The organism is Wolbachia endosymbiont (group B) of Schoenobius gigantella, from assembly GCF_964031005.1.
GTDB classification, from domain to species: Bacteria; Pseudomonadota; Alphaproteobacteria; order Rickettsiales; family Anaplasmataceae; genus Wolbachia; species Wolbachia pipientis.
Genome location: NZ_OZ035002.1, coordinates 1,142,476 through 1,165,580, shown reverse-complemented (window position 1 = coordinate 1,165,580; position 23,105 = coordinate 1,142,476). Strand labels below are relative to the sequence as shown.

The window sequence follows — 23,105 nt, the reverse complement described above, 5'->3', positions numbered from 1 at the left end:
TTTCCCTATTAAATATTATCAAATAATTCCTTTAATTCTTTCACAGAAACAATCTGCTCTTCTTTACTAACTTTTTCTATTATATAATCTGTCACTTTATACTCAAGCGCTTGCCCTCTAACTAATTCTTGAAATTGTTTATTTGATTCAAAATGCTTAAGTACTCTGTCAAATTGCACATCTTTACTGACATATTGATTTACAATAACACTCAAAACATCATTTTGAGTTAATGATATTTTATGTTCTGCACTAAATTTCATAAATAACATAGCAAGCTTTACACGTTTTTCAGCTTCTTTACGAGAATCATTTTGAGCACCCAATTCTCCTTCCATTCTTTGTTGCTCCTGTTTTACTATGTCTGTGGGTAAATCAAAACTATAATTAGCATCCAAATAATCAAACAGCTCCTTTTTAATTAAGAGATTTCTCATTTCGGTGCACTGATCACCAATCATTTTTTTTGCATGATTTATTAGCAAAGAATAATCTTTAAACCCAATACTCTTAGCTATTTCATCATCATTTTCAAAATCTTTGGCAATTTGAATCTCATTAACTCGCACAGAAAAATCAGCTTCCTGTCCTGCAAGGGAAATGGCTTGGTAATTTTCAGGAAATTTCAACTTAAAGTTCTTTGTTTCTCCCTTTTTCATACCAGTTAATTGATCTTCAAAACCATTAATAAATGTGCCAGACCCTAAATTAACGGCAAAATTTTTGCTACTTCCACCTTGAAAGAGCTTATTCCTAATCCGCCCTTCAAAATCAATTATCAATTTATCCCCATCTTTCGCTTGATAAGAAGCATCATCAACAGAGGCGAAATTGGGGAACTTTGTTTTAATAGAATCAATAAATTCTTTTATATCTTCCTCTTCAATCTTTGCTTCAATTTTCTTTAAGTTTATTTTGTCAAGATCTATCACTGGTACTTCAGGCATCGACTCAAAAGATAGCTTGTATACAAAATTGCCCTCCTCATTTTCTTTGCCCAGATCTGGTAATGATATAACATCAACCTTAGGATAAATGTGAGACTTGACTTCAATTTTTTTCATCAAATCACTTGAGCAATAATCAATTGTATTATTTATCACATATTCCAAAGCCTCGTTTTTATAATTTGCAACAACAAGGTCATAGGGCATCTTTCCAGCCCTAAATCCAGGTGATTTTGCATTTTCTGCTATCTCTTGCAACCTGGAATTTACCTTTTGTTTTATATAATCACTACCAACTGTGATTTCATACTCATACTTTAGTTTATCTATACTAAGCTCTTTGTAGGTATATACGCTACTTACTTCGACTGTATTTTGAGGTATATTATTAGACATCATAATTCATTTATTAACATTTTAATTCATATCTTAATAGAGTCATTTTACCAGAATTTAAGTTAAACACAATCCTTAAGAACAGGTTTTTACACAAACAAAAGTGTATTTAGTGATTATAAATTTTCCCTTAAAACCTAAGTTACATGACTTTAAAGTGCGGATAGAGGGACTTGAACCCCCACGAGCAAGCTCACCAGGACCTAAACCTGGCACGTCTACCAATTCCGCCATATCCGCAAGAAATTTTTAGTACCCTATTATAGGTATTCCATTAAAAATATTCAAGGTTTAAAGTCTTACTTAATTTATGGTATTTACACAATCAAAAAAGCTTATTAACATTTCTTAATGAAAGCTCTAAACCCTGAAAATCAATAATGAGATTAATAACAAGCTTCTTACTCGCAATTTTTTTGATTACACAAAGTGGTTGCACAACCCTTATAATAGGTGGTGTGGTGGCTACAGCGGCAGCAACAGCAATAACAATGCAGGACAAATCCTTGGGAAATATCATTGATGATACGACTATGGTCATCAGAATTAATAAGGGGCTCTTAAAACATGGGCTATTTTCATCCATAAAGGTTAAAGTAAGTGAAGGAAGAGTATTGCTCATTGGAAGTGTTGACACTCCTGAAAAACAACTTACAGCAGAAAAAATAGCTTGGCAGCAAAAAGAAATTAAAGAAGTGATAAATGAAATAAGAGTAATACCAATTCAAATGGCTTCCATGCTAGACACCACTGTAGATGGCATGATAACAGCGGAAATAAGAACAAGACTCCTGGGAAAAAGAAATATTAAGTCAATTAATTATAGCGTTAATACGGTTGATAGAGTTGTTTATTTGATGGGTATAGCCCAAAATAAAGCGGAATTAAAAGCTGTAATAGCAATTGCAAGAAAAGTAAAGGGAGTAAAACAAGTTGTAAGTTATGTACGATACAGGTACAGTAAGTTACGCCATTAGGCAAAAATCGCTTTCAAATTATAACATTTGTACAGTTGTGACAATAGGTAGAGAACATAAATGAAAATTGCCTTTCAGATGGATGAAAATATAAATTTTGAAACTGATACTACATTTGCGCTAATAAAAGAAGCACAAAGGAGGGGGTATGAAATTTTTGTTTATACTCCTGATAATTTAGCACTAAAGCTAAACTATCCAATTGCTTTTGCTCAGAAAGTCAGCGTTGATGATTTTAGTTTTATCTCCAAAAAAGATGTAGCTATCAACTTGAATGAAATGAACATCATATTTATCAGACAGGATCCACCTTTTGATATGCGTTACATTACAACAACATATATCTTAGAAAAAACTAGCGCATTGGTAATTAACAATCCAACAGAAATAAGAAATTGTCCTGAAAAATTGATAACTTCATTATTTCCAGAACTAATTCCGCCAACTTTGATTACTGAAAATATATCAATGATTAGAGATTTCTACTACAACTATCAAGATATTATTCTGAAGCCATTGTATAGTTATGGAGGAAACGATGTGATAAGAATACAAGATGAGAATAGTATTCAAGTAGTAGTGGATCTCATGATAGCAAAATACGAATGCCCTGTGATTGCACAATCATTTTGTAAAAACATAGATAAAGATAAAAGAATATTGCTACTTTATGGCCAACCAATTGGTGTAATGAAACGAATTCCAAAAATCAGTGGAGAGATCAGAACAAACATGCGACTTGGAGCAAGTTTTGAGCCCGCTCAAATGAACGATAGAAACAATGAAATATGTAACAAAATTGGTCCTGAATTAAAGAAAAGAGGGCTAATATTTGTTGGTATTGATATTATAGATGACTTCCTGCTCGAAATTAACACAACTTCACCCACGGGAGTAGTTTATATCAATAAATTGTATAATATATCGCTAGAAAAGGATCTTTGGGACGTGTTTGAAGAAAAAGCAAGCAGCCATCAACTAAACCTGTGAACAATCACCTTAACAAACTCAGTAGTCCCATTCTTTATCCCTGTTTTTTCTGTACTATTGGTCATATCACGCAATTTTTGAGAATTATTTAATAGATCAAATAGTACCTCTGTTAGATTTTTTTTTGCTTCACTATTCTGCTTAACTATTATAGCTGCTCTCGAGTCTTCAATATATTTTGCGTTATAAAATTGGTGATTATCTTTTGAGTAAGGGTAAGGAATATATATAGCAGAACGCCTAGCAAGAGTGATCTCTGCTATTGAAGTTGCTCCTGCTCTGCTAATTACCAAGTGAGCATTGGCCAGTCTATTCTCCATATCATCAAAAAATTCACTCAATTCACAATCGATCTTTTCACTTTTGTATAGACTTTTGACCTTGTTTACATTTTTCTTCGTACATTGCTGCGTCACTCTAATTTTCTTTTTCATTTTAATAGGTAAATCACAAATTACGCTGCTTACTACATCATCAAAAAAATTTGCACCTTGGCTGCCTGCTATGACCAATATATTTAGGATTTTCTCAGTGCTAGAATGGCTCTGTGCTTTTATATCAACAAAATTTCCTGTAAAAATACATTTATTGCCCTCTGCATATTTAGTCTCCGGAAAGCTGGTTGCAATTAATTTTGCACTCTTGAAAAAGAATCTATTTACTCTCCCTAAAACTGTGTTTTGTTCATGTAAAATTATAGGTATAGAAAGAACTCTTGCTGCAAGAAGAGTTGGAAAAGAAGCATAGCTACCAAAACCAATGACCGATTTTGGTTTTAATTTTCTTACTTGATACAGTGCTAACATAGAGCTGTATATCAAGAAAAGGAAAAACTTAAATTTGTTGCTGCTTGGTCTACGTAATGGTAAGGTGTAGCTTTCTATGTCGGTATTTTTATTTGTTTTTTTATCAGTGAATAATATGCAATTGTATCCTTGTGTCTTTAGTGCTTTTGCTAAAGCTATGGCCGGAAAGATATGCCCACCTGTGCCACCTGTTGCTAAAATAATATCCATCTGTAAATAATAAATCCTAGATTGTTAACTGTTATTTAACAATTTGCACGTAGAATTTTATTAAGCGTTATGATAGTTGAGTTAAAAATGCCTAAAAGTAATAGTAAAAAAGAACCTAATGAGAAAAATAAACCTCAAGAACAAAGAGAAGGCAGAAGCGGAGGTTTTTTAGAACTGCTAAAAAATATAATAAAAATTCTTTTCAATTCGGTCGTTGACCTACCTGAGCACGAGCAGCATAATAAAATGAAAAGCACTAATCTACAACAAGGTTTGGATACTAAAGGAAAAGGCCCAGAAGATCTTCATCCAAAGGCAAAGCTTGAAGTTAAAGAAGCAGCTAAGGGATTGAAAGAAGAGTTACAGAATTCTGATGCTGGTGGTAATCAATCTATTGAAACTAAAGTGCCTAATCAAACTACTACTCAAGACATTGACAACTCTAAAACGATGGAACGTTAGTTCAACTATTTAACATCTGCAGCAAGCACTGATTCATGTATCATCTCTGAAATGGTTGGATGAGGAAAAATCGTAGATTTTATGTCGAAGTCTGTTCCTTCTAGTTGCTTTGCAAGAGCAAAATTGCTAATTAACTCCGTTACTTCTGCACCTATCATGTGGCTACCCAGAATTTCTCCGGTTTTTTTATCTATAATCGTTTTCACTAACCCTTCAGTTTCACTGAGTGCAACAGATTTACCATTAAAGTTAGAGTGAAATTTTCCTATTTTTATATCATACCCACCTTTTATTGCCTGTTCCTCAGTAAGGCCGATGCTCGCTATTTGTGGATGAGAATAAGTGCAATTTGGTATGCATTCTTTTTTTAACGCATGAGCATTTTTACCAGCAATCTTTTCAATGCAGATCACGGCTTCATGGCTCGCTTTATGTGCTAAACATGGTGGGCCAGCTACATCACCTATTGCATACACATTTGATTCACTAGTTTCATACCATTCATTCGTTTCAATAAAGCCAGAAGGGCTTAATTTAATTTTTGTATTTTCTAAACCTATATTTTCAATATTTGCTTGAATTCCAACCGCAACAATCACCCTCTCAAATTCTTTGCTCTCACCACTACTTAGTAGCACTTGAGCAGAGTCTTTACTTTTAGTAAGAGCTTTTACGCTACTGTTTGTATATATTTTTATCCCCTGTTTTGTGAATATTTCTTGTGCTAAATCTGAAATGTCCTTATCCTCCAGCGGCAAAATAGTGCTCTTTATCTCTATGATTGTTACATCAACCCCCAAAGTACTATAAAAACTTGCAAATTCTATTCCAATTGCACCAGACCCTATAATTAGTAGCGATTTTGGTAATCTCTCTGGAGTCATAGCGTGCTGCGCATTCCATATTAAATCTCCATCTGCCTCTATTCCAGGCAGATTCCGTGCCCTCACGCCTGTTGCTAAAATGATATGCTTGGAAACAATTTCTTGTTCTTCCTTATCGCTAACGACTTTTATAGTACCATTGCCTGCAAGTTTACCAAAACCTTGATGAACTTTGATATTATTTTTTTTCATCAAATATGCAACACCGCTTGACAATTTATCAACAACGTTTCTTGAGTATTTCACTATTGATTGTATATCAAAATTCGCTCCCTTTACTTCTATACCAAACTCTTTTGATCTTTTTATTAGCCTATAAACCTCAGATGCTCTAAGCAGTGATTTTGTTGGTATACATCCCCAATTTAAGCATATACCGCCTAAATTTTTTTCTTTTTCCACAATTGCAGTTTTAAACCCAAGCTGTGCCGCCCTAATTGCCGCTATATAACCACCAGGACCGCTACCTATAACCGTAATATCATACTCATTCATCAGTTTTCTTCGTATTCAAAAAGATTATATATAACAGATGGAACCCATACAATCAATGGTCTGTCATCTACCGTCTTAAGAGTCAAGATAAAAGTTGTTATTTTTTATCATGGCATTTAAACAAACGATAATTTTTCTCATGACAGCAACTAATGCAACCTTAGCAGCTTTGCCAGAATCAACCAAACGCTGATAAAACGCTTTCATTTTTCTGTTGTGGCGCATAGCAACAAGAGCTGACATGTATAGTGCTTTCCTTGCATAAAACCTGCCTCCTTTGATTTGAGCTTTGCCAACTTTTCTTCCACTTTCACTAGTTTTAGGTGCAACTCCAACTAAGCATGCAATTTCTCTATTCTCTAATCTACCAAGCTCAGGCACCTCTGTCAGTAGAACGCTCGCCGTCTTTGATCCAATACCTTTATAGCTGATTAAAAGCTCATTTTTTCCTTTCAATTCAGCTATTGCGTCTTCTATGTCTTGCCTAATTTCTTTCAATTGTTTTTCAGCAAACCCTATCTGTCTTTCTATGTATTCTCTAGCTTTTCCCGTCGCACTTTGCAGGCGACACTTGTTTGCATGAATTGCATCATTTAAATTACGCTCAACTGCCCCCAGCTCCTTTAATTCCTCTTGCTTTTGTGAAATTATACATCCTTTTACTTCACCGTCTTTACTGACAAATTCAGCGTATTTTTCCAGTAATTTAGCATCTAACTTGTCAGTTTTTGCAAAATGATTGCAAGCTTTGGCAAATGCATATACCCGATTCGGGTGAGCTTTATGGACAGTTATCTTGCAACAATTTTATAATGAGCTTTTCATAGCCACCAGCTTACACATAACTTGATGGGTAAATCGACTATATTTGTTTCTATAAACTTAGATATAGCATCACTCACGTTTGCTATGCGCTTATGCTTGCCATTAATTGAGATGTCCAATGCTTCCTTGGAAACATCTACTCCCATGAAAATTATTCTAGCCATTTTTGTACCTATAAATATAATCAAACAATAATGCAAAATGCTGTATACAGGATTGTAATTCGATCTTTTAGATCCACCTACCGTTCGTACTACATTTTGCTTTAAGCCTTACTATTACCCACAAATAAAAACATAGTATTGTATTTACTCAAATAATTTAATTTTATTAACCTGAAAGCTTATTAGATTAAAATTATTAAACTAAGAGTTATAATTTTAGCAACTAAAAGCTGTAAATTGCACGATATAAACAGTTATTTCAAGCAAAAGTTATGCCATTAAGAGCTATGCAACAAACATTTATATTTGTGGGTAATAGTAAGATCTAAATCCGATAGAGCATTGTTGGCACACCATCAAAAGTCGCCTCAGACCTCTAATGCATCAATGTACAAACTTACACCTTTTAGTTGGTAATACCATTTTAGACGTTTATCATTCGTTTTAGAAAATACTATAGGAGGTTGTCCGGAAACTAGTAAATTCAAGCATATTCCCTCTTTAACATAACCCTACTCATAGCTAGGTATATGAAATTCTCAGTGGATGTTGTGAGTAAATCATACTCCTTCGATAGCCTTCTATTCCTATTAACCCAAGCAAAAGTCCTTTCTACAACCCATCTTCTTGGCTGTACTTTAAACCCTTGTTCTCTTGTTGGTAGTAGCTCAGGTGGCGTATCTTTGTGCACCCAAAATCTACATGGAGGCCTTTTAACAATTTCAATATCTATGTCATATTCTTCCTTTATGTGATTCTTTAAATTTCTTCCTTGGTATCCCATGTCAGCCCACATTTTTTTAACTTTAGTATATTTTGTTCTCATATTGTTTAATGCTATTTTAATACCATCTCTATCATTTTCGTTAGCAGCGCCTACGTAACAACCTAGTATAAAACCCTGAGTGTCTGTAATTATATGCCTTTTTCTACCCTTTACTTTTTTACTTCCATCATAGCCTTTGATCCCCCCTTTTCTGTAGTCTTTACAGATTGACTATCTACTATACAGGCACTCGGCTGCTCATTCCTTCCTATTTTTCTTCTACTATATTTTGTAATTTCATAATTCATTTTCTCAAAAATTCCCTGCTTCTTCCATTGCCTGAACTGCTCATACACAGTCTTCCATAGCGGAAAATCATTTGGTAAATACCGCCATTGACACCCTGTACGCAATACATAGAAAATTGCTTCTAATATTTCTCTTTTGCTATACTTTGGCGGCCTTCCTCCTTTCTTGTATGATACTCTGAAGTGTTTTTCTATTCTTGCCCATTCCCTTTCGCTTAGATCTGTTGGATACTTTTTTCTCATCTTTACCCCGTACTAAAATTTCAGATATTATAGCCTTTTACTTGTTTCCGGACAACCTCTAGTAGCGGAATGACGAATTTTTGTTTTTCAAATTGTCAGTAAATCTAAGTCAGTTTAGCTATATAAAACATAGTATAAAAAGAGCTATTTTAGCAAAATTTTAAACAAATAAAGTTAATTACTTCACAATTGATACCTTACGAGAAAAGCACATTTGATACAGATTTAAAATACAAGTTAACGAATTATTATGATTTTTACCAAGATAATAATATAGTAAGGTTTGGTAGTGAGGTATCAAAATGGAAAAATACACCAACGCATGGTTTAATAAGAAAGATAATCATGATTGTGCAAATGATGGCACTTGCGGGCAATCTATAAAGGATTTTAGGATTGGTAATTCTGATATTTCTTTTTTTGATAGTAACAAAAACTTAATTGCCAAAGTACCTAAACTACCAAAGTATTCTAGGGATAAATATGGGCATCAATTGTATAAGGAAGCTGAGTCAAAGCAGTTCAATTATTTTTCCACAAATATACATGATGTTTTGTCTAACAGCTTTACCGTTAAATACGGGTATATAAATTGTACTATAAAATACGACAACTTATCTGAGCAGGAACAAAACCAAATAGAAACAGACATTAAAACTGCCTATGAAGCATTTAAAGAAAAGTTTTGCTTGAAAAATAGTAATGCAAGTTACAATATAACGGTTCACATTTTTAATAATAGAAGCGATTATACAAAGTATAACAATCTTCTCGGCTTAGATGAAGATGGTGGTCCAGGATATATTACACGAGGAGTAACAGATTGTCAGAATATTCTGACATATAAGCAAAGTGCCATGGATTTTGTTCTAGGTCATGAGCTAGGCCACATATTTCAATTGTGTTTTTCACCATCGGCAACAGTCCAAACTTTGAGTATTCTGGATACTGAACTCATAGCAAATGTTGTTGGACGAGAAGTAGAAGAAAAAAATTATAAAGCTATTTGCAAGCAGATGGTTGTAGATGAATATAAATACGATGGATGGAGTTTTATTTTTAAATACATAGGTACAACTGGTAGTGTATACCGCCTAAACCTTTCAGAAGAAGAGAAATTTCAAATTATACAACGTGTCAAGAGTTCTGGACTAGATGAATATGAAGACCATGGATGGATGTTTAAATTTAAATATAAAGATACAACTGGTAGTATATACCTCAAGGACCTTTCAGAAGCAGAGAAATTTCAAATTATACAACGTGTCAAGAATTCTGGACTAGATGAATATGAAGATCGTGAATCAATGTTTAGTTTTAAATACAAAGGCACCACTTATAGAGCAGAACACAGAGATTATCTTTCAGCAGAAGAAGAAAAACTTCAATTTATCAAAGACATTAAGAACTCTCATGAATCGCTCGTTAGTGAATGTGATGGATTGGGGAATGAGAATACAACTTTAGTGATTTACGTTGATGAAAATAAGGAGATAAGTCAAATGTATTTTCATAATCTAGACAAGAATATATTCAAATGGTTAGATAAGACACTTATAAGCAGAAGTAAACCTGAAGAAGATGTGGATGACACAGCAGGAAAAGAGCCTGAACCAGAATCAGCCGAAGAGGATACTCAGCAACCCAGTAATTTCTTATCCAATATTTTTTCAACAATTAAATCCATTATTGATTCTATCTCATCACTCTTTTCATGGTTATTTGGGTCGAAAGAGAAAGAGTCTAATCAACAATCTGATGATAATCCTTCTTTGTTTAAGCTCGATGCTAATGAGTTAGATCACGAAGTTAAGCCTGATGCCAATGAGTTAGGTCACGATGTTAGAGATCACTTATCAGACAATTATAACCATTACAACTCATCTGATGGGCTAATGTAATATAGCTAATTTACAGTATCTGTTCAGATGCATGGCTAATGTACAAATATTGAAACAAAAATTCCAGTGCCCCTGTGATGTCATTCCAGTGCTTGACACTGGAATCCAGCTTTTAATCGAAAATGTTGTATAGTACACAATCAAATTTTCTGGATCCCAGTGGGCTTTGTTGCATCGCTCAAGTGAAAAGAACTGGCAGTTACTGACAAAATTCATTATAAATAGCCATTTAACTGTTGAAGAAAAAATATGCCACAAAAAATGAGAGTCAGTAACTGCCATGAATATAACAAATTTCTCCAAGAAAGAGGAAGCATTTTTTGTTATATCAATGACGCCATAGAAAATTGGTACGAGAATTGTCCAAAAATGCAGGGCGGCAACTATATTTATAGTGATAAAGTTGTGATTTTGGTGCATATAATCGTCAGTTTCTTTAGAATTGGTTTAAGACAAACAGTCGGGTTTATAAAAGGGTATTTGCAACAAATAGGAAGAGATTTGCAACTATTCACAAGCATCAAAAGAAACTTAATATTAAGATAAATGATTGCAGAAAATAATATGGAAGATATCGAAATTGCTATAGACAGTACAGGAATTAGTATATACAACAACACTCCTGAAGGAAAATAGCACTGACAGAAAATATCGTGGCTATGAGCAAACGAGAAAATTGCACGTAATGTTGAATATAAACAACAAAAAAGCCATAGCTGTAAAATACAGTAACGGCTGATCACTATGGAGCTTGTGATTTGCTAAAAGAAGTTGATTTTCAGCATGCCATAAAAGCACTATATGCAGATAGAGCATGTGATAGGCACAAGTTTTATAAGTTGTGTAACGAATATGATATAAAGACAAAAATTCCACCAATAAACAATGCGGCAGAACATCCAGAAATAGATTATATGTCTGACAGGAATGCTGCTATTAGGTTAATAAAATTATACGGTGAAGATGGCATGAAAGAATGGAAAAAAGAAGTAAATTATGGGAAAAGATCTTATATTGAAGGGTTTTTCTCAAGATTAAAGCAAATATTCGGATTTAGTTTTAGGAATAAATCTGAGATAAATCGAGAAAAAGAACTAAATGCTATTTGCTTAATAAATTCACTGATATTGGTATGGCTAAATTTGAGATAGTTACATGAATTTACCATAAATCACCATCTTATAAAGTGTGATGCAACAAAGCCATCCCAGTGTCAAGCACTGGGATGACACCCTCCTTATGGGCCAAAATCACAATGTTCGTACAGTTGTGGATTCATTCGCGGTATCTCGGCATAGATTCCGCTAACAAGTAGCGGAATGACGAATTTGTCGTTTTTCAGATTGTCGTAAGTCAGTTTAGCTATAGCATAATGCTATATTAATAAATAATCTATATAATACTATTAAATATAATAATTAAAATCTAAATTACTTTCTCTATAAAAGGAGAAATTTACCTTAATGAAAATATATATATATTTAATATTATTTTTATTTTTTTCTTGCGCTCAACTATATGCTGACGAGGAAATTGCAAAATTTGATTTACTTATTGGCGAGATAAATGAAGCAAGCTTCACTCTTAAAGGTACAATAAAGGTTACAGTAGAACCAGGCTGGCACATATATTATAAAGATCCTGGAGATTTTGGCCTTCCCACGTCTATTAGTTACAAAGGTAATGCATCAGATATAAATATTCACTGGCCTATTCCAAAGGAACATAAAGATAAAGTAGGGAGAGAGACGTTTGTAAGTAACGTATATGAGGATATGGTATTATTTCCCTTTAAGATGAATATATTTTTAAATCAAGGGTATATTGACCTTAACTTCCATATAAATTATGCGATATGTAAAGATAGGTGCATCCCTAAAAATGTTGAGATAAAAATCAGGCAACCATTAAAGGATTTTATAGATTCTGATATCAATAAACTTATAAATGAGTGGTATGAAAAATAGAGTTCTCATGGGGTAGGTGTCATTCCAGCGCGTGACACTGGAATCTCATTTACTTTTTTGTTCACTATGTGAGGAACTTGGGCCTACAAGTATATAAACATAATGGTTTCGCATAAAAAATTTAGATCCCAGATACTGTTTCTGCTGTCAAACAAATTATCCAACAAAATTACAATTAAATGGTTGATTATTTTTAAGAATACCAAAAAAGACATGCATTAATTTTCGCATTAACGCAAGAACTATGACTTTTGGACATTTGCCTTTACTTGCTAGACGCTGACAAAACTTTTGAAAATGATTATTATGGTTTTTGACTACTATAGCTGGCATATAAAGAGCTTTTCGAATACGCTCAGATCCTATTTTGCATATGCAACTTCTCTTACTTACTGACGATCCCGATTGATAATGTCCTGGATTTAGACCAGCAAAAGCTGTAAATTGTTTAGCATTGTCAAAGTTATCAACTGATGGCATTTCTGCGACAACAGCAACAGCAGTAAGATAACCTATACCTTTTATAGTCTTAAGGTTTTCCACCATATTTTTTAGATGTGGATAGTTATTTATATGCTCATTAATTTCTTTTTCGAGAACAATAATTTGCTCCTCTATTGCCAAAATTACTTTAGATATAGCTTCTTTGCAACTGGAATGCATATTTTTGTTTTCCAAGCGATTTGTCTGTTGCACCTTATCATCTTTTAGCGATTGCATGCAACGATAAAGCTCCCTCAAATGACTCATTTCAGGTGCAATGGGCTTCCAAAGAGCAGGTTTGTTGGCGATACAAAATCTAGCTATCATAGCTGCATCTGATTTATCTGTCTTATTTCTGAGCAGCTCACTTTTGCCAAAAGCTTTCTGGGTTTACTATACTGACATTATGTCCTAAATCGTGCATAAAAGTAGCCAAATCTTCTCCATACCAATTAGTTGCTTCAAGACATAAATGAGTAAGATTTGCTCCATGGCCATTGCACCAAACTACAAGTTTTGCAAAACCATCTTGATTATTTTGAAAGACTTTGTGTCGTTTTTTACTGTCCACTAACAAACAAACATCAAATTTCTTTTTTGAAATATCCACACCCAAAATAGCATTTACTTGCATAAAATTGCCTCCAAGACTATAAATAAACTGAGAGTTTAGACTAACCTTGTAATACGGGATATAATTCCAAAAGATACTGTTCAGTCTTTAACTCTATGGGAGGGAAGCAAAATCTGGCTTAATGGCATTAGTGTCGCATCAGCTTCACCCTCCCTGTGAGGTATTTTAGCTCTAATGCCTCACATCATAAAGATACAAGTGTCACGCACTAACTGTACGAACATTGAGATATAAGAGTAATTTGTACCAAGAAAAAAGATGTCATCCCAGTGCCCAGACACTGGGATGGCTTTGTTGCATCGCTCTTCGGATAGTAGGTAACGCACAATAAATTTATGAAGCTATCTCAAATTTAGCCATGCCTATTTCAGTAAATTTGTTAAGCAAATAACATTTGAGTAGCAGTTCCCTCTCACGATTCATTTCAGATTTGTTCCTAAAACTAAATCCAAATGTCTTTTTTAATCGCGAGAAAAAACCTTCTATATAAGATCTTTTTCCATAACTCATCTCTTTTTTCCACTTCTTTATACCATCTTCATCATATGACTTTATGAGCTTGACTGCAGAATTTCTCTCAGCCATATAGTCTAACTTTGGATGCTCTGTTGCGTTGTTTTTCGGAGGAATTTTCGTTTTTATACCATATTGATTACACAGCTTATAGAGCTTTTCTCTGTCATATGCCCTATCTGCATATAGTACTTTTATGACATACTGAAAATCGACTTCTTTTAGCAAATCACAAGCTCCATAGTGATCAGCCGTTACTGTATTTTACAGCTATGGCTTTTTTGCTGTTTGTATTCAACATTACATGCAATTTTCTTGTCTGTTCATAGCTGCGATACTTTCTATCTTCGCTATTTTCTTTGCTATGACCAGGAGTGTTGTTGTATATACTAATTCCTGTACTGTCTATAGCAATTTCGATATCTTCCATATTATTTTCTGCAATCATTGATCTTAATATTGAGTTTCTTAAACCTTCTTGATGATTGTGAATAGCTGATAACTTGCAAATTTTTCCCAATTTGCTCAAGGTATCCTGCTATAAACCCAACTGTTTGCCTCAGGCCTATTCTAAATAAACAAGTTATTATGTGCACCAAAATTACAACTTTATCGCTATAAATATTGTTGCCACCTGGTATTTTTGGACCATTCTCGTACCACTTTTCTATGGCTTCGTTGATATAATGAAAAATATTTCCTCTTTTTTCTAGAAATTTGTTATATTCGCTATGGTTACTGACCCTCATTTTTTGTGGCATATTTTTTCTTCAACAGTTAAATCGCTATTTATAATGAATTTTGTCAGTAATCACTAATTTTTCTGCTGCTATGCAACAAAGCTCACTGGGATCCAGATTGGACACTAAGTTGGTGAGTATAAAAGTAGCTAACCTTATGTTAAAACACAATATTTTTGGTGAGGGGTTGCATTAAAAGCTGGATTCCAGTGTCAAGCACTGGAATGACATCGTCTTAACATTGTACCATATTACAATGTTCGTACAGTTATGTGTCACGCTACTTGGATGACAAGAAAAGGTTTCTAGAATGACGGAAACGAAGTCATACATAGAAAATAGGTTAGGTATTTTCAATTTTTGTTGTATACTCAAATAAAAATCTCACTTTTACAGATGGATACAGTAAAGTTTGTTTTATTACTGCCAACAATATTACTCATGCTAGTTGCTGGTGTTTACCTATCGATTAAACTAAAATGGCTACAGGTATTTAGATTACCATACGCCCTTTCACTCCTTGGAGCTAAAAAAGGAGAAAATAAATTTTCTTCTATAGCCGCTCTGTTTACAATTTTAGGGGGAAATTTAGGAGTAGGAAATATTTCAGGAACTGCTGTTGCTCTAAAAACCGGAGGACCGGGCTCTATTTTATGGATGGCAATAATTATTGTTATCACTTCTGTGATAAAATATGTCACTTGTTATCTAAGTATAAAAACCAGAAAGGAAAAGAACGAACGGTTTATAGGTGGCCCTGTAGCCTACATGACTGATGCGTTTAACTCTAGGAAGGCCACAATTGTCTTTCTAGTTATCATGATGATGGTTTCAATAACAGTTGGTAACCTTGTTCAGGTAAATTCTCTATCAATACCACTTAATATGATAGATGTGCCTGTAGTTGTTGGTGGCATTGTAATGGCCATAATATTTTTTGTTGTTGCAGCTCTCAGCTTAAAAAAAATTAAAATTTTTATATCGGCTATGATACCGATAATGACGGTAAGTTACCTCACACTTTGCGGTATCATATTATTTAAATTTAGTGAAAATATTCTTCCTTCTCTAAAACTAATAACAAGCAGTTTTTTTACAACTAGTAGCTTTAACTCTGGTTTATCTCTAGGTTTGATTTTAGAAATGTTGACTATTATTCAAGTTGGAACTTTGCGAGGTATTTTTGCAACAGATATAGGGCTTGGCCTCGAAGGAATCGTACATTCTTCAATTGTTCCTAAGAAAAATAATAATAAATTTATTATTGAACAGAGCCTAATCACAATAATATCGCCTTTTATAGTTGCATTCATAGTGTTTATTACAACAATGGTACTGCTTGTCACAGATTCTTGGGTCACTGATTTAGAGAGTACTAACATGTGCATATTTGCTTTTAGAAAAGCTATGAATTGGCCCTATATTGACTATTTAATTATGGCCATAATGTTTTGTTTTGCCTTTACTACTATTTTTACTTGGTTTTTTTGCTCAAAACAGACAATACGCTATGTGTCTATGGATAATAAATACACTAAAATCTGGATTGTAATTTTTACCATGATCATTCCGCTTGGTGCGATAGGTAAAGTCCGGTTGCTATGGGATGTTGCTGATATCTCGATTGCTGCTTTGTTGTTTATCAACATACTCGCTATACTCAAGCTAACCTCTCAAGATCCAGAAGTGTTTACTATGAGTAGCAGATATTTGAAGTTGCAAAAACAGAGCTATAGCTAAAGCAATTTAGGCTATGCAGCTGTTGTGATATAAGAGTGATTTCCGCCAAGAAGGATGTCATCCCAGTGCCCAGACACTGGGATCCAGGAATCTTGATTGGCACTAAGTTAGTGAGCATGAAAGTAGCTAATCTTATGTTAAAACACAACATTTTTGATGGGGTTCGTGAAAGGCTGGATTCCAGACTGGAATGACAACTTAAATCGTTTGATGTTACCATAAAATAGCTTGTGTCATCACATTAGTAACACAACCTTCCTTAATAAAAATTCAACCAATGCTTGTGATAATTATATTAGCTAGTATTAGCTAGAACTAAAGGCAGAGGGTTATTAGTGAGGGATATATGGGCACTAACGATACACAACAAGAACACATTTATAATGAGCGCATTCAAGAAATTTTTCCTTTATTTGATAAAATAAAAAAGGAAGACGACCCAATTTATAATGCTAGAGTTGATTTTAACACAGTAAAGTTTTTAACAAAACACGCCAACTGGAATTGGGACGAAGAAGAAAACAAAGATAAAGCATATGGAGTTATTCTTCAGAAATGCGACAAGACAAAGAAAGCTGGACAAGACCTTGAAAGTGAAGTTAAAGAAAGGTTGAAAGAGTATGTTGATGATGTTGCAGGAGTTTCAATATACGGTAATCACGCAAGTATTACGCTGGGAAATAACAAAAAAGAGTTTAAAATCAGCGAATTTTTAAACAGTGATTTTTGTGAGAAGAATGAAATCTCGGGATTTTCAACATTGCATAGTGATGGAAAGAGCGGAATGCATGGTTTTGTTGCCGAGGAAGAAGGGAAAAAAATAAGACATTATGTCGTAACTGATGGTTCATATGAAATGACTTTAAAGTGGTATGCGGAGGGGAAGGAATGTAAGATCAAAATTAAGATTGATGCTAACGGTGTAGACCTTGTTAAAGGTGATGATTTTTCTCTAGAACGGTTAGAAGTAAACAGAGATGTAAAAATAGGTGGTTTATTCTTGCATGAAATACAATTCAGGGAGAAAGGACAAGGAAAAGCGAATGAGATGCAACATGATAAAGACAGTAACGAGCTATCATCTGAAACTACAACAAGAATTGATGTTAATAGAGGTGTTAGCGTTCAAGCTACTGATATAACTCAAAAAAAAGAAGACCACCATTCACATTTTGGACTACAATCTAACAGCAGAAGGCAGTCTTACGATAGCGGAATTGGAAAAGATTTTGACGATAAAATTAATTCTCAGGAGGCTAAAGAAAAGCGTGAGCTTAGACAAGCAGCACGAGAAGCAAATTCGGGAGGTCAAGTTTATAACCTACAATCGCTTTTTGAGGAGAATCCTCAGAACAAAAAAACTCCTCCGCCACTTCCACCTAGAACTAGTTCACTACCACCTAAAAAAGGTGTTTTCGATGAGCAAGGGGGAGCCAAATCTGGAAGCCAAAAACCAGATGACTTGCGCGAAAATGAGCAAACACCTAATAATCAGCAAAAAGGTGCAACTTCTGATTCTTCAGATAGTTCTACTTTCACCAAGTCTGTAAGCCACAATCAAGATAATAGGCAAGAAGATGAACGGTATGACAATCCTACATTTGGACATGCTGTACCTGGAAGCCAAAAACCAGATAGAAGTGAGCAAACACCTAATGATCAGCAACAACCTAAAACCCAGCAACAAGAAGGAAATAGCAAAGGCGATCTGTTACAAGACATCAGAAATTTCAAGAAAAACAACTTACGGCACATTGATGTTGATGATAGAAAAGCATCAATTGCAGGAAGTAGAAAAAATAACCCATCACCGTTAGAGACATTAAAGGACATAATTCCTTATTCATCTTCTCCAGATAACAGTGATAATCAAGATGCTAGTGATGCTAAGTGGAAAGAAAGTGAACAGCCGCTCTCTGCTACAGCACTCAATAATAAAAGTGACTCGGGCTATTCATCTCCAACTCATGACAATAATGAACAATCTCAAGTAAATCCTGAACAGTTAAAGAAGAGCTTAGAGAACATTGAACAAAGTGATCAAACTCCACCTGAAAATCTTCTTAAAGAAATCAGAGATAGATCACAGCAGGATAATAGAGGATTAAGGCAAGTTGATCCTACTGATAAACTGTCACAAGATAAAGAAGATGGATTGCAAAAAGACGATTTAGCAGATGTAAAAATAGTGGAAGGTCCAACTATTAGTGTCTCTGCTTCAACACCAAATAGTATAAGTGATTCAGGCTATATATCTCCAACTAATAGTGATAGTAAATCTCAAACAGATTTAAAACAGGTAGGAAGGAAATTAGAAGAACATATTAGACAAAGTAATCTAACTCTATTTGAAGAACTTAAAAATACATTAGGTCAAGAAAATCTCGGGTTAAAATCAGCTGATCAGAGTCAGATTAGCGAAGAAACTAAAAAACGCTTGAGAGAAGTTGGGTTGCTAAAAGACAGCTCAACAGACATAAAAGCAAACGATTCGGGCTATTCATCTCCAACTCATGACAATAATGAACAATCTCAAGTAAATCCTGAACAGTTAAAGAAGAGCTTAGAAAACATTGAACCAAAAGAAATCGGAGATACGAGTGAGTTAAAAGGAGCATTGGGAAACCCGGATAAAGGGTTAAGAGAACCGGCACAACAGGCTACTAAAGAAAATATTCCTAAAGATTCATTCTCAGAAAACATTTTAGAAAAGATAGGAGAAGGTAAACAATATGACCCTATACGTAAGTGGTTAGAAAAAACAGTGGCAGAACGAGAAAATAATGACACTAATCCAACTGTAGATAAAAATAGCGAACTATATAAATTACTAGAGAAAGATGAAGCACAACTGAAAGCTGGAGTAATAGAAGAAGAAAGAGGAGATACTTTAACAGAACACACTGATGGTTATGATCGCAATAGAATTGCATTAGCTAACAGAAATAAAAGACCACTAGATTGGGCTAAACAGGTTGCTGAGTCACAACAAAAAAAAGATACTAATAAAGGTATTTCAATATAAATTGAAGTTAAAATAATTGCTTAGCAAACAATAGGTTTCATGTAATGGTAACCCTATAACGGAAGAGTAGGAGCCGCGTAAGAACAATACGAACACTCCAGCTAGGCCTTGTATATTGCATCCCCCCGCCCTATTTTTCCACTCTTCTGATGCTAAATAATACTTAATTTCTTGTTCACTGAGACGTTTAAATTTCACTATTGTAACCACAGTCCTGATATGTTGTTTAGATTGATCGGGAGTTAATAGACATACACTGGTGTATACTCTATGCCTTCTTCCTGATAACAAGCGGATACATTTTTCTGCTTGCTCAACGTTTTCAGCTTTGAGCAATATCCTTCTACCACAAGCAACAACTGTATCAACACCAAGCACAAAATAATTTGGATTTAAACTTTGTATTTTCTCAGCTTTACTTTTTGCCATACGGATTGAGTAATCCTTCGGAAGTTCCTTTTTTAAAGGGGCTTCATCTATATCTGCTGGCAAAATTAAACCTGGCTCAATGTTTATTTGTTTTAGTAAAGCTATACGCCTTTTCGATGATGAAGCAAGAATAAGATTATTTAGAGATCGTTCTGTCACTTGTACCTTTAAGCCTTCTAATGATCCTACCCTTTCTCGCATTCCTATCGTAAATGCTCATCTCAACTAACACCCTATCCCCTATAATGATGCGTATTTTACTTCTTCTCACTTTCCCTGATACATGACAGATAATCTCATGTTCATTGTCCAGTTTCACTCTAAATTCTGCTGCAGGTAGTAAAGCAGTTACTGCCCCTTCCACTTCAAAAATTGTTTTCGATTTCTCGTCTTTTATCATATGTTATATTATAATTTAATAATCTTTTTTAGTCTACTATAGATTTTAAATTATTATCAACACAAAAGACCTTTTGCGCCCCACTTAAGTTGCAACTTAACCCCAACCATCTTCACAATGATACCCTACCTACGTTTCTACTCTCTGCCACCTTCTCAATAGAACTTATAGGACTTATGTTGAAAGATAAATCATTATCACAATTTTCTTCATCGCTATCAAGTCCACTATCAACGCTTAAAGATCTGAGTAATGTTGTCTTCTCTCTCAGTGGAACATAAGACTCATTATCAACGCTTGAAGATTTGGATAACCTTTTCTTCTGTCGTGGAGCATTACCAGACTCATTAGAAATTTCTCCCGTTAATTGATTGTTGAAGCTCCTTTGTTCATCAGCACGAATTTTTTCTTCCAGTCCATCAAGCATTCCTACCAATTCATCACCCCATTCATTTTCTTCTTCTAATAATTGTTTACACTTTTCTTTCTCACGCTCTAGCTCGTTTCTTAACTCTTCGACTTTATCTTCATCTTTAGTGAGTTCAAGTGTAAGCACCTTATCTCCTGGAAATTCCTCGTACTCGTTTTCTAGTTCTTCAATGTTGAGTTTTAGTCTCTCTTCTCCAAGTGTATCTTGTAAATCGCTATCCTGCCTATCTGATTCTTTAATCTTTTGCTCAATTTCTACTTGTACCTTATATTCCTGATCTAATTCTCTTAGCTGATCTTTCAAGCGCTCTTTCTGCTGGCGTCGTTCAACCATTATCTGTTCCGCATCTTCTCGTGCTTGATTTAGCTCTTTTTCCAAATTCTTCTTTCCTGCATTAACAATTTTCAGCTCTTCCTTTAGCTTTCTTTTTTCTTCATATACACCTTTAAGTTCTTGTGCTTTCCCTTGTAGCTCTTTTAACACACCTGCTAATTCTTCATTTTTTTGTGCCAGTTCAGTTTGCAATTCCGTGTTTTTTTGCTCCTCTTTTTCAAACCTGTCTTGTAAATTGCTATTCTGCTTCTCTAACTTTACAATTGTTTGATTAGCTTCTGCTTGGGTTGTTTCTAGTTTCTCCTGTAGTCGCTGATTTTCTTGTATTAATTCATGGTGCTTTTTATTTATCACTTGCAACCCTGCTTCTATTTTTTGCTTCAATTCAACAGCTTCTTTTTTCAAATTTGACATTTCTTGCTTCAATTCAACGTTTTTTTCGGACAGCATCTGATTATTTAAAATCAATTCATCCATTTGTTGTGAAGCAAATTCTGTCTGAGTTCCAGTGTGCTGTAAATTGACTTCCGTTTTAGTTTCGATTTGTTGTGAAGCAACTTCTGTTTGAGTTTCAGTGTGTTGTAATTTGACTTCCGTTTGAGTTGATGCATTGCTATTAATAGAAGGAGGAAGGCTATTGTCAGCATCAACTTTAGGGTCTAATTCCCCCTCTGGTTCCTCGCGATAGGCCGCTATAGACTCATTTTGAAAATTATTATTAGCAGTAGGTACAACATCAGCAGCCTTACCTTTTTCTAGTACAGCATCATATAAGGAGAGACCTTGAATATATAATTCATCGTTTTGCTTTATTAATTCTAAGATCTCATCCGATAGCACAAAATCTTCATCATTAAATTTTAGTACTTCAGTTATGCCATCGCTACTCACATTCATAATCATGGTACACATTTCGGATCCATCCTTTACAGGCCAAGTGCTTTTCATTTCATAATATGCGCCCTCTTTAAATTCATAATATCTTTCCTTACCTTTCCGATGAGAGTGTATTTCATGTTTTTTATTGCAATAGATATTCAGCTCTTTAATATCTTTCTCTTGCTGTAAAATGTCACTAATCCTGGTTTGCTCACTTCTATTGTAATTAATAAGATTGATATTCAAAACTCTATGAGTGTTATCAGTTTCTGTGTAATAAGCTCGAAACTCTACGCCTTTCTCTCCAAGATATTTACTTGCAGCTTCTTTTCCCTGCTCTGCCAACTTTATGCATTTATCTATATCTTCCTTAAAGCTCTTATTAGCAGACTCTGTTACTGCTTTATCTATGTACGTTTTTTTAAAATCTCCATCATTTATTAGGTCATAAAAACTCCACTTATCCCCAAAAGCCCTCTGCACGTAAGTGAAATTCTTTTTTTCCTTTAGTTTTCCTAAGAACCACACCTTTTCTTTCAGATTTTTTAGTTGAAAGCTTACCCTTGCCTTTACACTAGAGTTTTTGGCAGGAATACTAACTTCTTCTAATTCTTTAAGTAATTTGTTATTTTTTATAATTGAGGAGCAAAACTTTACAATAGCAGAATTTGCAAACGAAGGATCTTTTTTTATATCTTCATCAATAATTTCTTTAAAACGTGCAAATTGAGGTAGAACATAAAAATTGATTATTTCTTTTTCTGATCTTGTTTTATTAGCATAAGAGATATCACCTAATTGTGAATATAACTCTTTTAATGTATAGTAGATAAGCGTAGAGTAATAAACCTCCCTATTCAGTGAAGTTGGTCCAATACACTTTTCAAGTTGATCACCTGTTTTTCCTGCCTCTGCTGTTTTTTCTTCTTTAGCCAAACTTCCAATCATAATACACCTCCTTAACTATATTTATATTATACCAATTAACATATATTAAAAGAAATCAAACTGTATAACCTCGCCCTACACTAACTTTTATGATTACTTAATTGTGTAAAAATAACTGCAAGTGTTAAACTTGAGCTTTTATTTTTCATTATACATTTCTTACTACATGTTTATACTGTTGTCTTGCATAATAGACTATTCGAAGTTACA

15 protein-coding genes, 1 tRNA gene and 5 pseudogenes are annotated in these 23,105 nt (G+C 34.2%); 9 read left to right on the top strand and 12 right to left on the bottom strand.

Features of this window, described 5'->3' with window-relative positions; translation table 11 throughout:
• Positions 1 to 8: 8 nt before the first annotated feature.
• On the bottom strand, positions 9 to 1,343 hold the full coding sequence (gene tig / locus ACQH2O_RS05365; RefSeq protein ID WP_010962514.1) for a trigger factor: 1,335 nt from the start codon (positions 1,341 to 1,343) through the stop codon (positions 9 to 11).
• Positions 1,344 to 1,501: 158 nt separating this feature from the next.
• A tRNA-Leu gene (locus tag ACQH2O_RS05360) sits at positions 1,502 to 1,583 on the bottom strand.
• A gap of 140 nt (positions 1,584 to 1,723) precedes the next feature.
• Between ACQH2O_RS05360 and ACQH2O_RS05355 the strand changes: the two genes are divergently transcribed.
• Both ACQH2O_RS05355 and gshB read left to right on the top strand, forming a co-directional pair.
• On the top strand, positions 1,724 to 2,320 hold the full coding sequence (locus tag ACQH2O_RS05355; protein ID WP_010962515.1) for a BON domain-containing protein: 597 nt from the start codon (positions 1,724 to 1,726) through the stop codon (positions 2,318 to 2,320).
• A 60-nt stretch (positions 2,321 to 2,380) separates the two neighbouring features.
• Positions 2,381 to 3,310, top strand: a complete 930-nt coding sequence (gshB, locus tag ACQH2O_RS05350) for a glutathione synthase (protein WP_038198626.1) — start codon at positions 2,381 to 2,383, stop codon at positions 3,308 to 3,310.
• Here gshB and murG read toward each other — a convergent pair.
• The gene (gene murG / locus ACQH2O_RS05345) at positions 3,295 to 4,326 is read right to left on the bottom strand and encodes an undecaprenyldiphospho-muramoylpentapeptide beta-N-acetylglucosaminyltransferase (RefSeq protein WP_007549072.1); all 1,032 of its coding nucleotides are present in this window, start codon (positions 4,324 to 4,326) and stop codon (positions 3,295 to 3,297) included. The genes gshB and murG overlap by 16 nt on opposite strands.
• A 69-nt stretch (positions 4,327 to 4,395) precedes the next feature.
• On the opposite strand from murG, the gene ACQH2O_RS05340 reads away from it, so the two are divergent.
• Positions 4,396 to 4,788, top strand: coding sequence for a hypothetical protein (locus tag ACQH2O_RS05340; protein ID WP_006279962.1), 393 nt, complete (start codon positions 4,396 to 4,398; stop codon positions 4,786 to 4,788).
• Between the two features lie 5 nt (positions 4,789 to 4,793).
• On the opposite strand, the gene lpdA is transcribed toward ACQH2O_RS05340, so the two are convergent.
• The 3 genes and pseudogenes from lpdA to ACQH2O_RS05325 form a co-directional block, all read right to left on the bottom strand.
• A complete protein-coding gene (gene lpdA / locus ACQH2O_RS05335; RefSeq protein ID WP_010962518.1) occupies positions 4,794 to 6,167 on the bottom strand; it encodes a dihydrolipoyl dehydrogenase in 1,374 nt (457 codons plus the stop codon).
• 75 nt (positions 6,168 to 6,242) lie between these two features.
• Positions 6,243 to 7,156, bottom strand: a pseudogene (locus ACQH2O_RS05330) (IS110 family transposase).
• Between the two features lie 484 nt (positions 7,157 to 7,640).
• Positions 7,641 to 8,473, bottom strand: a pseudogene (locus tag ACQH2O_RS05325) (IS5 family transposase).
• A 302-nt stretch (positions 8,474 to 8,775) separates the two neighbouring features.
• Here ACQH2O_RS05325 and ACQH2O_RS05320 point away from each other — a divergent pair.
• Positions 8,776 to 10,374, top strand: coding sequence for a hypothetical protein (locus ACQH2O_RS05320; protein WP_425385120.1), 1,599 nt, complete (start codon positions 8,776 to 8,778; stop codon positions 10,372 to 10,374).
• Here the strand turns inward: ACQH2O_RS05320 and ACQH2O_RS05315 are convergent.
• Positions 10,366 to 10,794 (bottom strand): WPE palindromic element domain-containing protein, encoded by a 429-nt coding sequence (locus tag ACQH2O_RS05315; protein WP_244226859.1) that lies wholly within the window; start codon positions 10,792 to 10,794, stop codon positions 10,366 to 10,368. The genes ACQH2O_RS05320 and ACQH2O_RS05315 overlap by 9 nt on opposite strands.
• Here ACQH2O_RS05315 and ACQH2O_RS05310 point away from each other — a divergent pair.
• Together ACQH2O_RS05310 and ACQH2O_RS05305 are read left to right on the top strand one after the other, a co-directional pair.
• Positions 10,690 to 11,533, top strand: a pseudogene (locus ACQH2O_RS05310) (IS5 family transposase). The gene ACQH2O_RS05315 and the pseudogene ACQH2O_RS05310 overlap by 105 nt on opposite strands.
• Positions 11,534 to 11,837: 304 nt before the next feature.
• The gene (locus tag ACQH2O_RS05305) at positions 11,838 to 12,341 is read left to right on the top strand and encodes a protein-disulfide reductase DsbD domain-containing protein (RefSeq protein ID WP_425385119.1); all 504 of its coding nucleotides are present in this window, start codon (positions 11,838 to 11,840) and stop codon (positions 12,339 to 12,341) included.
• 156 nt (positions 12,342 to 12,497) lie between these two features.
• On the opposite strand, the pseudogene ACQH2O_RS05300 reads toward ACQH2O_RS05305, so the two are convergent.
• Both ACQH2O_RS05300 and ACQH2O_RS05295 read right to left on the bottom strand, forming a co-directional pair.
• Positions 12,498 to 13,458: pseudogene (locus ACQH2O_RS05300) on the bottom strand (IS110 family transposase).
• A 333-nt stretch (positions 13,459 to 13,791) separates the two neighbouring features.
• Positions 13,792 to 14,732: pseudogene (locus tag ACQH2O_RS05295) on the bottom strand (IS5 family transposase).
• A 375-nt stretch (positions 14,733 to 15,107) separates the two neighbouring features.
• Here ACQH2O_RS05295 and ACQH2O_RS05290 point away from each other — a divergent pair.
• From ACQH2O_RS05290 to ACQH2O_RS05280, 3 genes are all read left to right on the top strand, one after another.
• Positions 15,108 to 16,451, top strand: coding sequence for an alanine:cation symporter family protein (locus ACQH2O_RS05290; RefSeq protein WP_038198671.1), 1,344 nt, complete (start codon positions 15,108 to 15,110; stop codon positions 16,449 to 16,451).
• A 35-nt stretch (positions 16,452 to 16,486) separates the two neighbouring features.
• Positions 16,487 to 16,645: a hypothetical protein gene (locus ACQH2O_RS05285; protein ID WP_425385118.1), complete on the top strand. Its 159-nt coding sequence runs from the start codon at positions 16,487 to 16,489 to the stop codon at positions 16,643 to 16,645.
• Positions 16,646 to 16,797: 152 nt separating this feature from the next.
• Positions 16,798 to 19,476 carry a hypothetical protein gene (locus ACQH2O_RS05280; RefSeq protein ID WP_425385117.1) on the top strand — a complete coding sequence of 893 codons (2,679 nt, stop codon included), beginning with the start codon at positions 16,798 to 16,800 and terminating at the stop codon, positions 19,474 to 19,476.
• On the opposite strand, the gene ACQH2O_RS05275 is transcribed toward ACQH2O_RS05280, so the two are convergent.
• From ACQH2O_RS05275 to ACQH2O_RS05265, 3 genes are all read right to left on the bottom strand, one after another.
• Positions 19,468 to 20,064, bottom strand: a complete 597-nt coding sequence (locus tag ACQH2O_RS05275) for a Maf family nucleotide pyrophosphatase (protein ID WP_010082554.1) — start codon at positions 20,062 to 20,064, stop codon at positions 19,468 to 19,470. The two genes, ACQH2O_RS05280 and ACQH2O_RS05275, sit on opposite strands and share 9 nt — an antisense overlap.
• On the bottom strand, positions 20,042 to 20,305 hold the full coding sequence (gene infA, locus ACQH2O_RS05270; RefSeq protein WP_007550159.1) for a translation initiation factor IF-1: 264 nt from the start codon (positions 20,303 to 20,305) through the stop codon (positions 20,042 to 20,044). Before infA ends, ACQH2O_RS05275 begins: the two co-directional genes overlap by 23 nt.
• A gap of 112 nt (positions 20,306 to 20,417) precedes the next feature.
• The gene (locus tag ACQH2O_RS05265; RefSeq protein ID WP_425385116.1) at positions 20,418 to 22,895 is read right to left on the bottom strand and encodes a hypothetical protein; all 2,478 of its coding nucleotides are present in this window, start codon (positions 22,893 to 22,895) and stop codon (positions 20,418 to 20,420) included.
• Positions 22,896 to 23,105 lie beyond the last annotated feature (210 nt).

Bases quoted from the DNA above. Each gene is read 5' to 3' on its own strand.
- tig (WP_010962514.1), bottom strand. From the start codon at position 1,343: ATGTCTAATAATATACCTCAAAATACAGTCGAAGTAAGTAGCGTATAT.
- ACQH2O_RS05355 (WP_010962515.1), top strand. From the start codon at position 1,724: ATGAGATTAATAACAAGCTTCTTACTCGCAATTTTTTTGATTACACAA.
- gshB (WP_038198626.1), top strand. From the start codon at position 2,381: ATGAAAATTGCCTTTCAGATGGATGAAAATATAAATTTTGAAACTGAT.
- murG (WP_007549072.1), bottom strand. From the start codon at position 4,326: ATGGATATTATTTTAGCAACAGGTGGCACAGGTGGGCATATCTTTCCG.
- ACQH2O_RS05340 (WP_006279962.1), top strand. From the start codon at position 4,396: ATGATAGTTGAGTTAAAAATGCCTAAAAGTAATAGTAAAAAAGAACCT.
- lpdA (WP_010962518.1), bottom strand. From the start codon at position 6,167: ATGAATGAGTATGATATTACGGTTATAGGTAGCGGTCCTGGTGGTTAT.
- ACQH2O_RS05320 (WP_425385120.1), top strand. From the start codon at position 8,776: ATGGAAAAATACACCAACGCATGGTTTAATAAGAAAGATAATCATGAT.
- ACQH2O_RS05315 (WP_244226859.1), bottom strand. From the start codon at position 10,794: ATGCACCAAAATCACAACTTTATCACTATAAATATAGTTGCCGCCCTG.
- ACQH2O_RS05305 (WP_425385119.1), top strand. From the start codon at position 11,838: ATGAAAATATATATATATTTAATATTATTTTTATTTTTTTCTTGCGCT.
- ACQH2O_RS05290 (WP_038198671.1), top strand. From the start codon at position 15,108: ATGGATACAGTAAAGTTTGTTTTATTACTGCCAACAATATTACTCATG.
- ACQH2O_RS05280 (WP_425385117.1), top strand. From the start codon at position 16,798: ATGGGCACTAACGATACACAACAAGAACACATTTATAATGAGCGCATT.
- infA (WP_007550159.1), bottom strand. From the start codon at position 20,305: ATGATAAAAGACGAGAAATCGAAAACAATTTTTGAAGTGGAAGGGGCA.
- ACQH2O_RS05265 (WP_425385116.1), bottom strand. From the start codon at position 22,895: ATGATTGGAAGTTTGGCTAAAGAAGAAAAAACAGCAGAGGCAGGAAAA.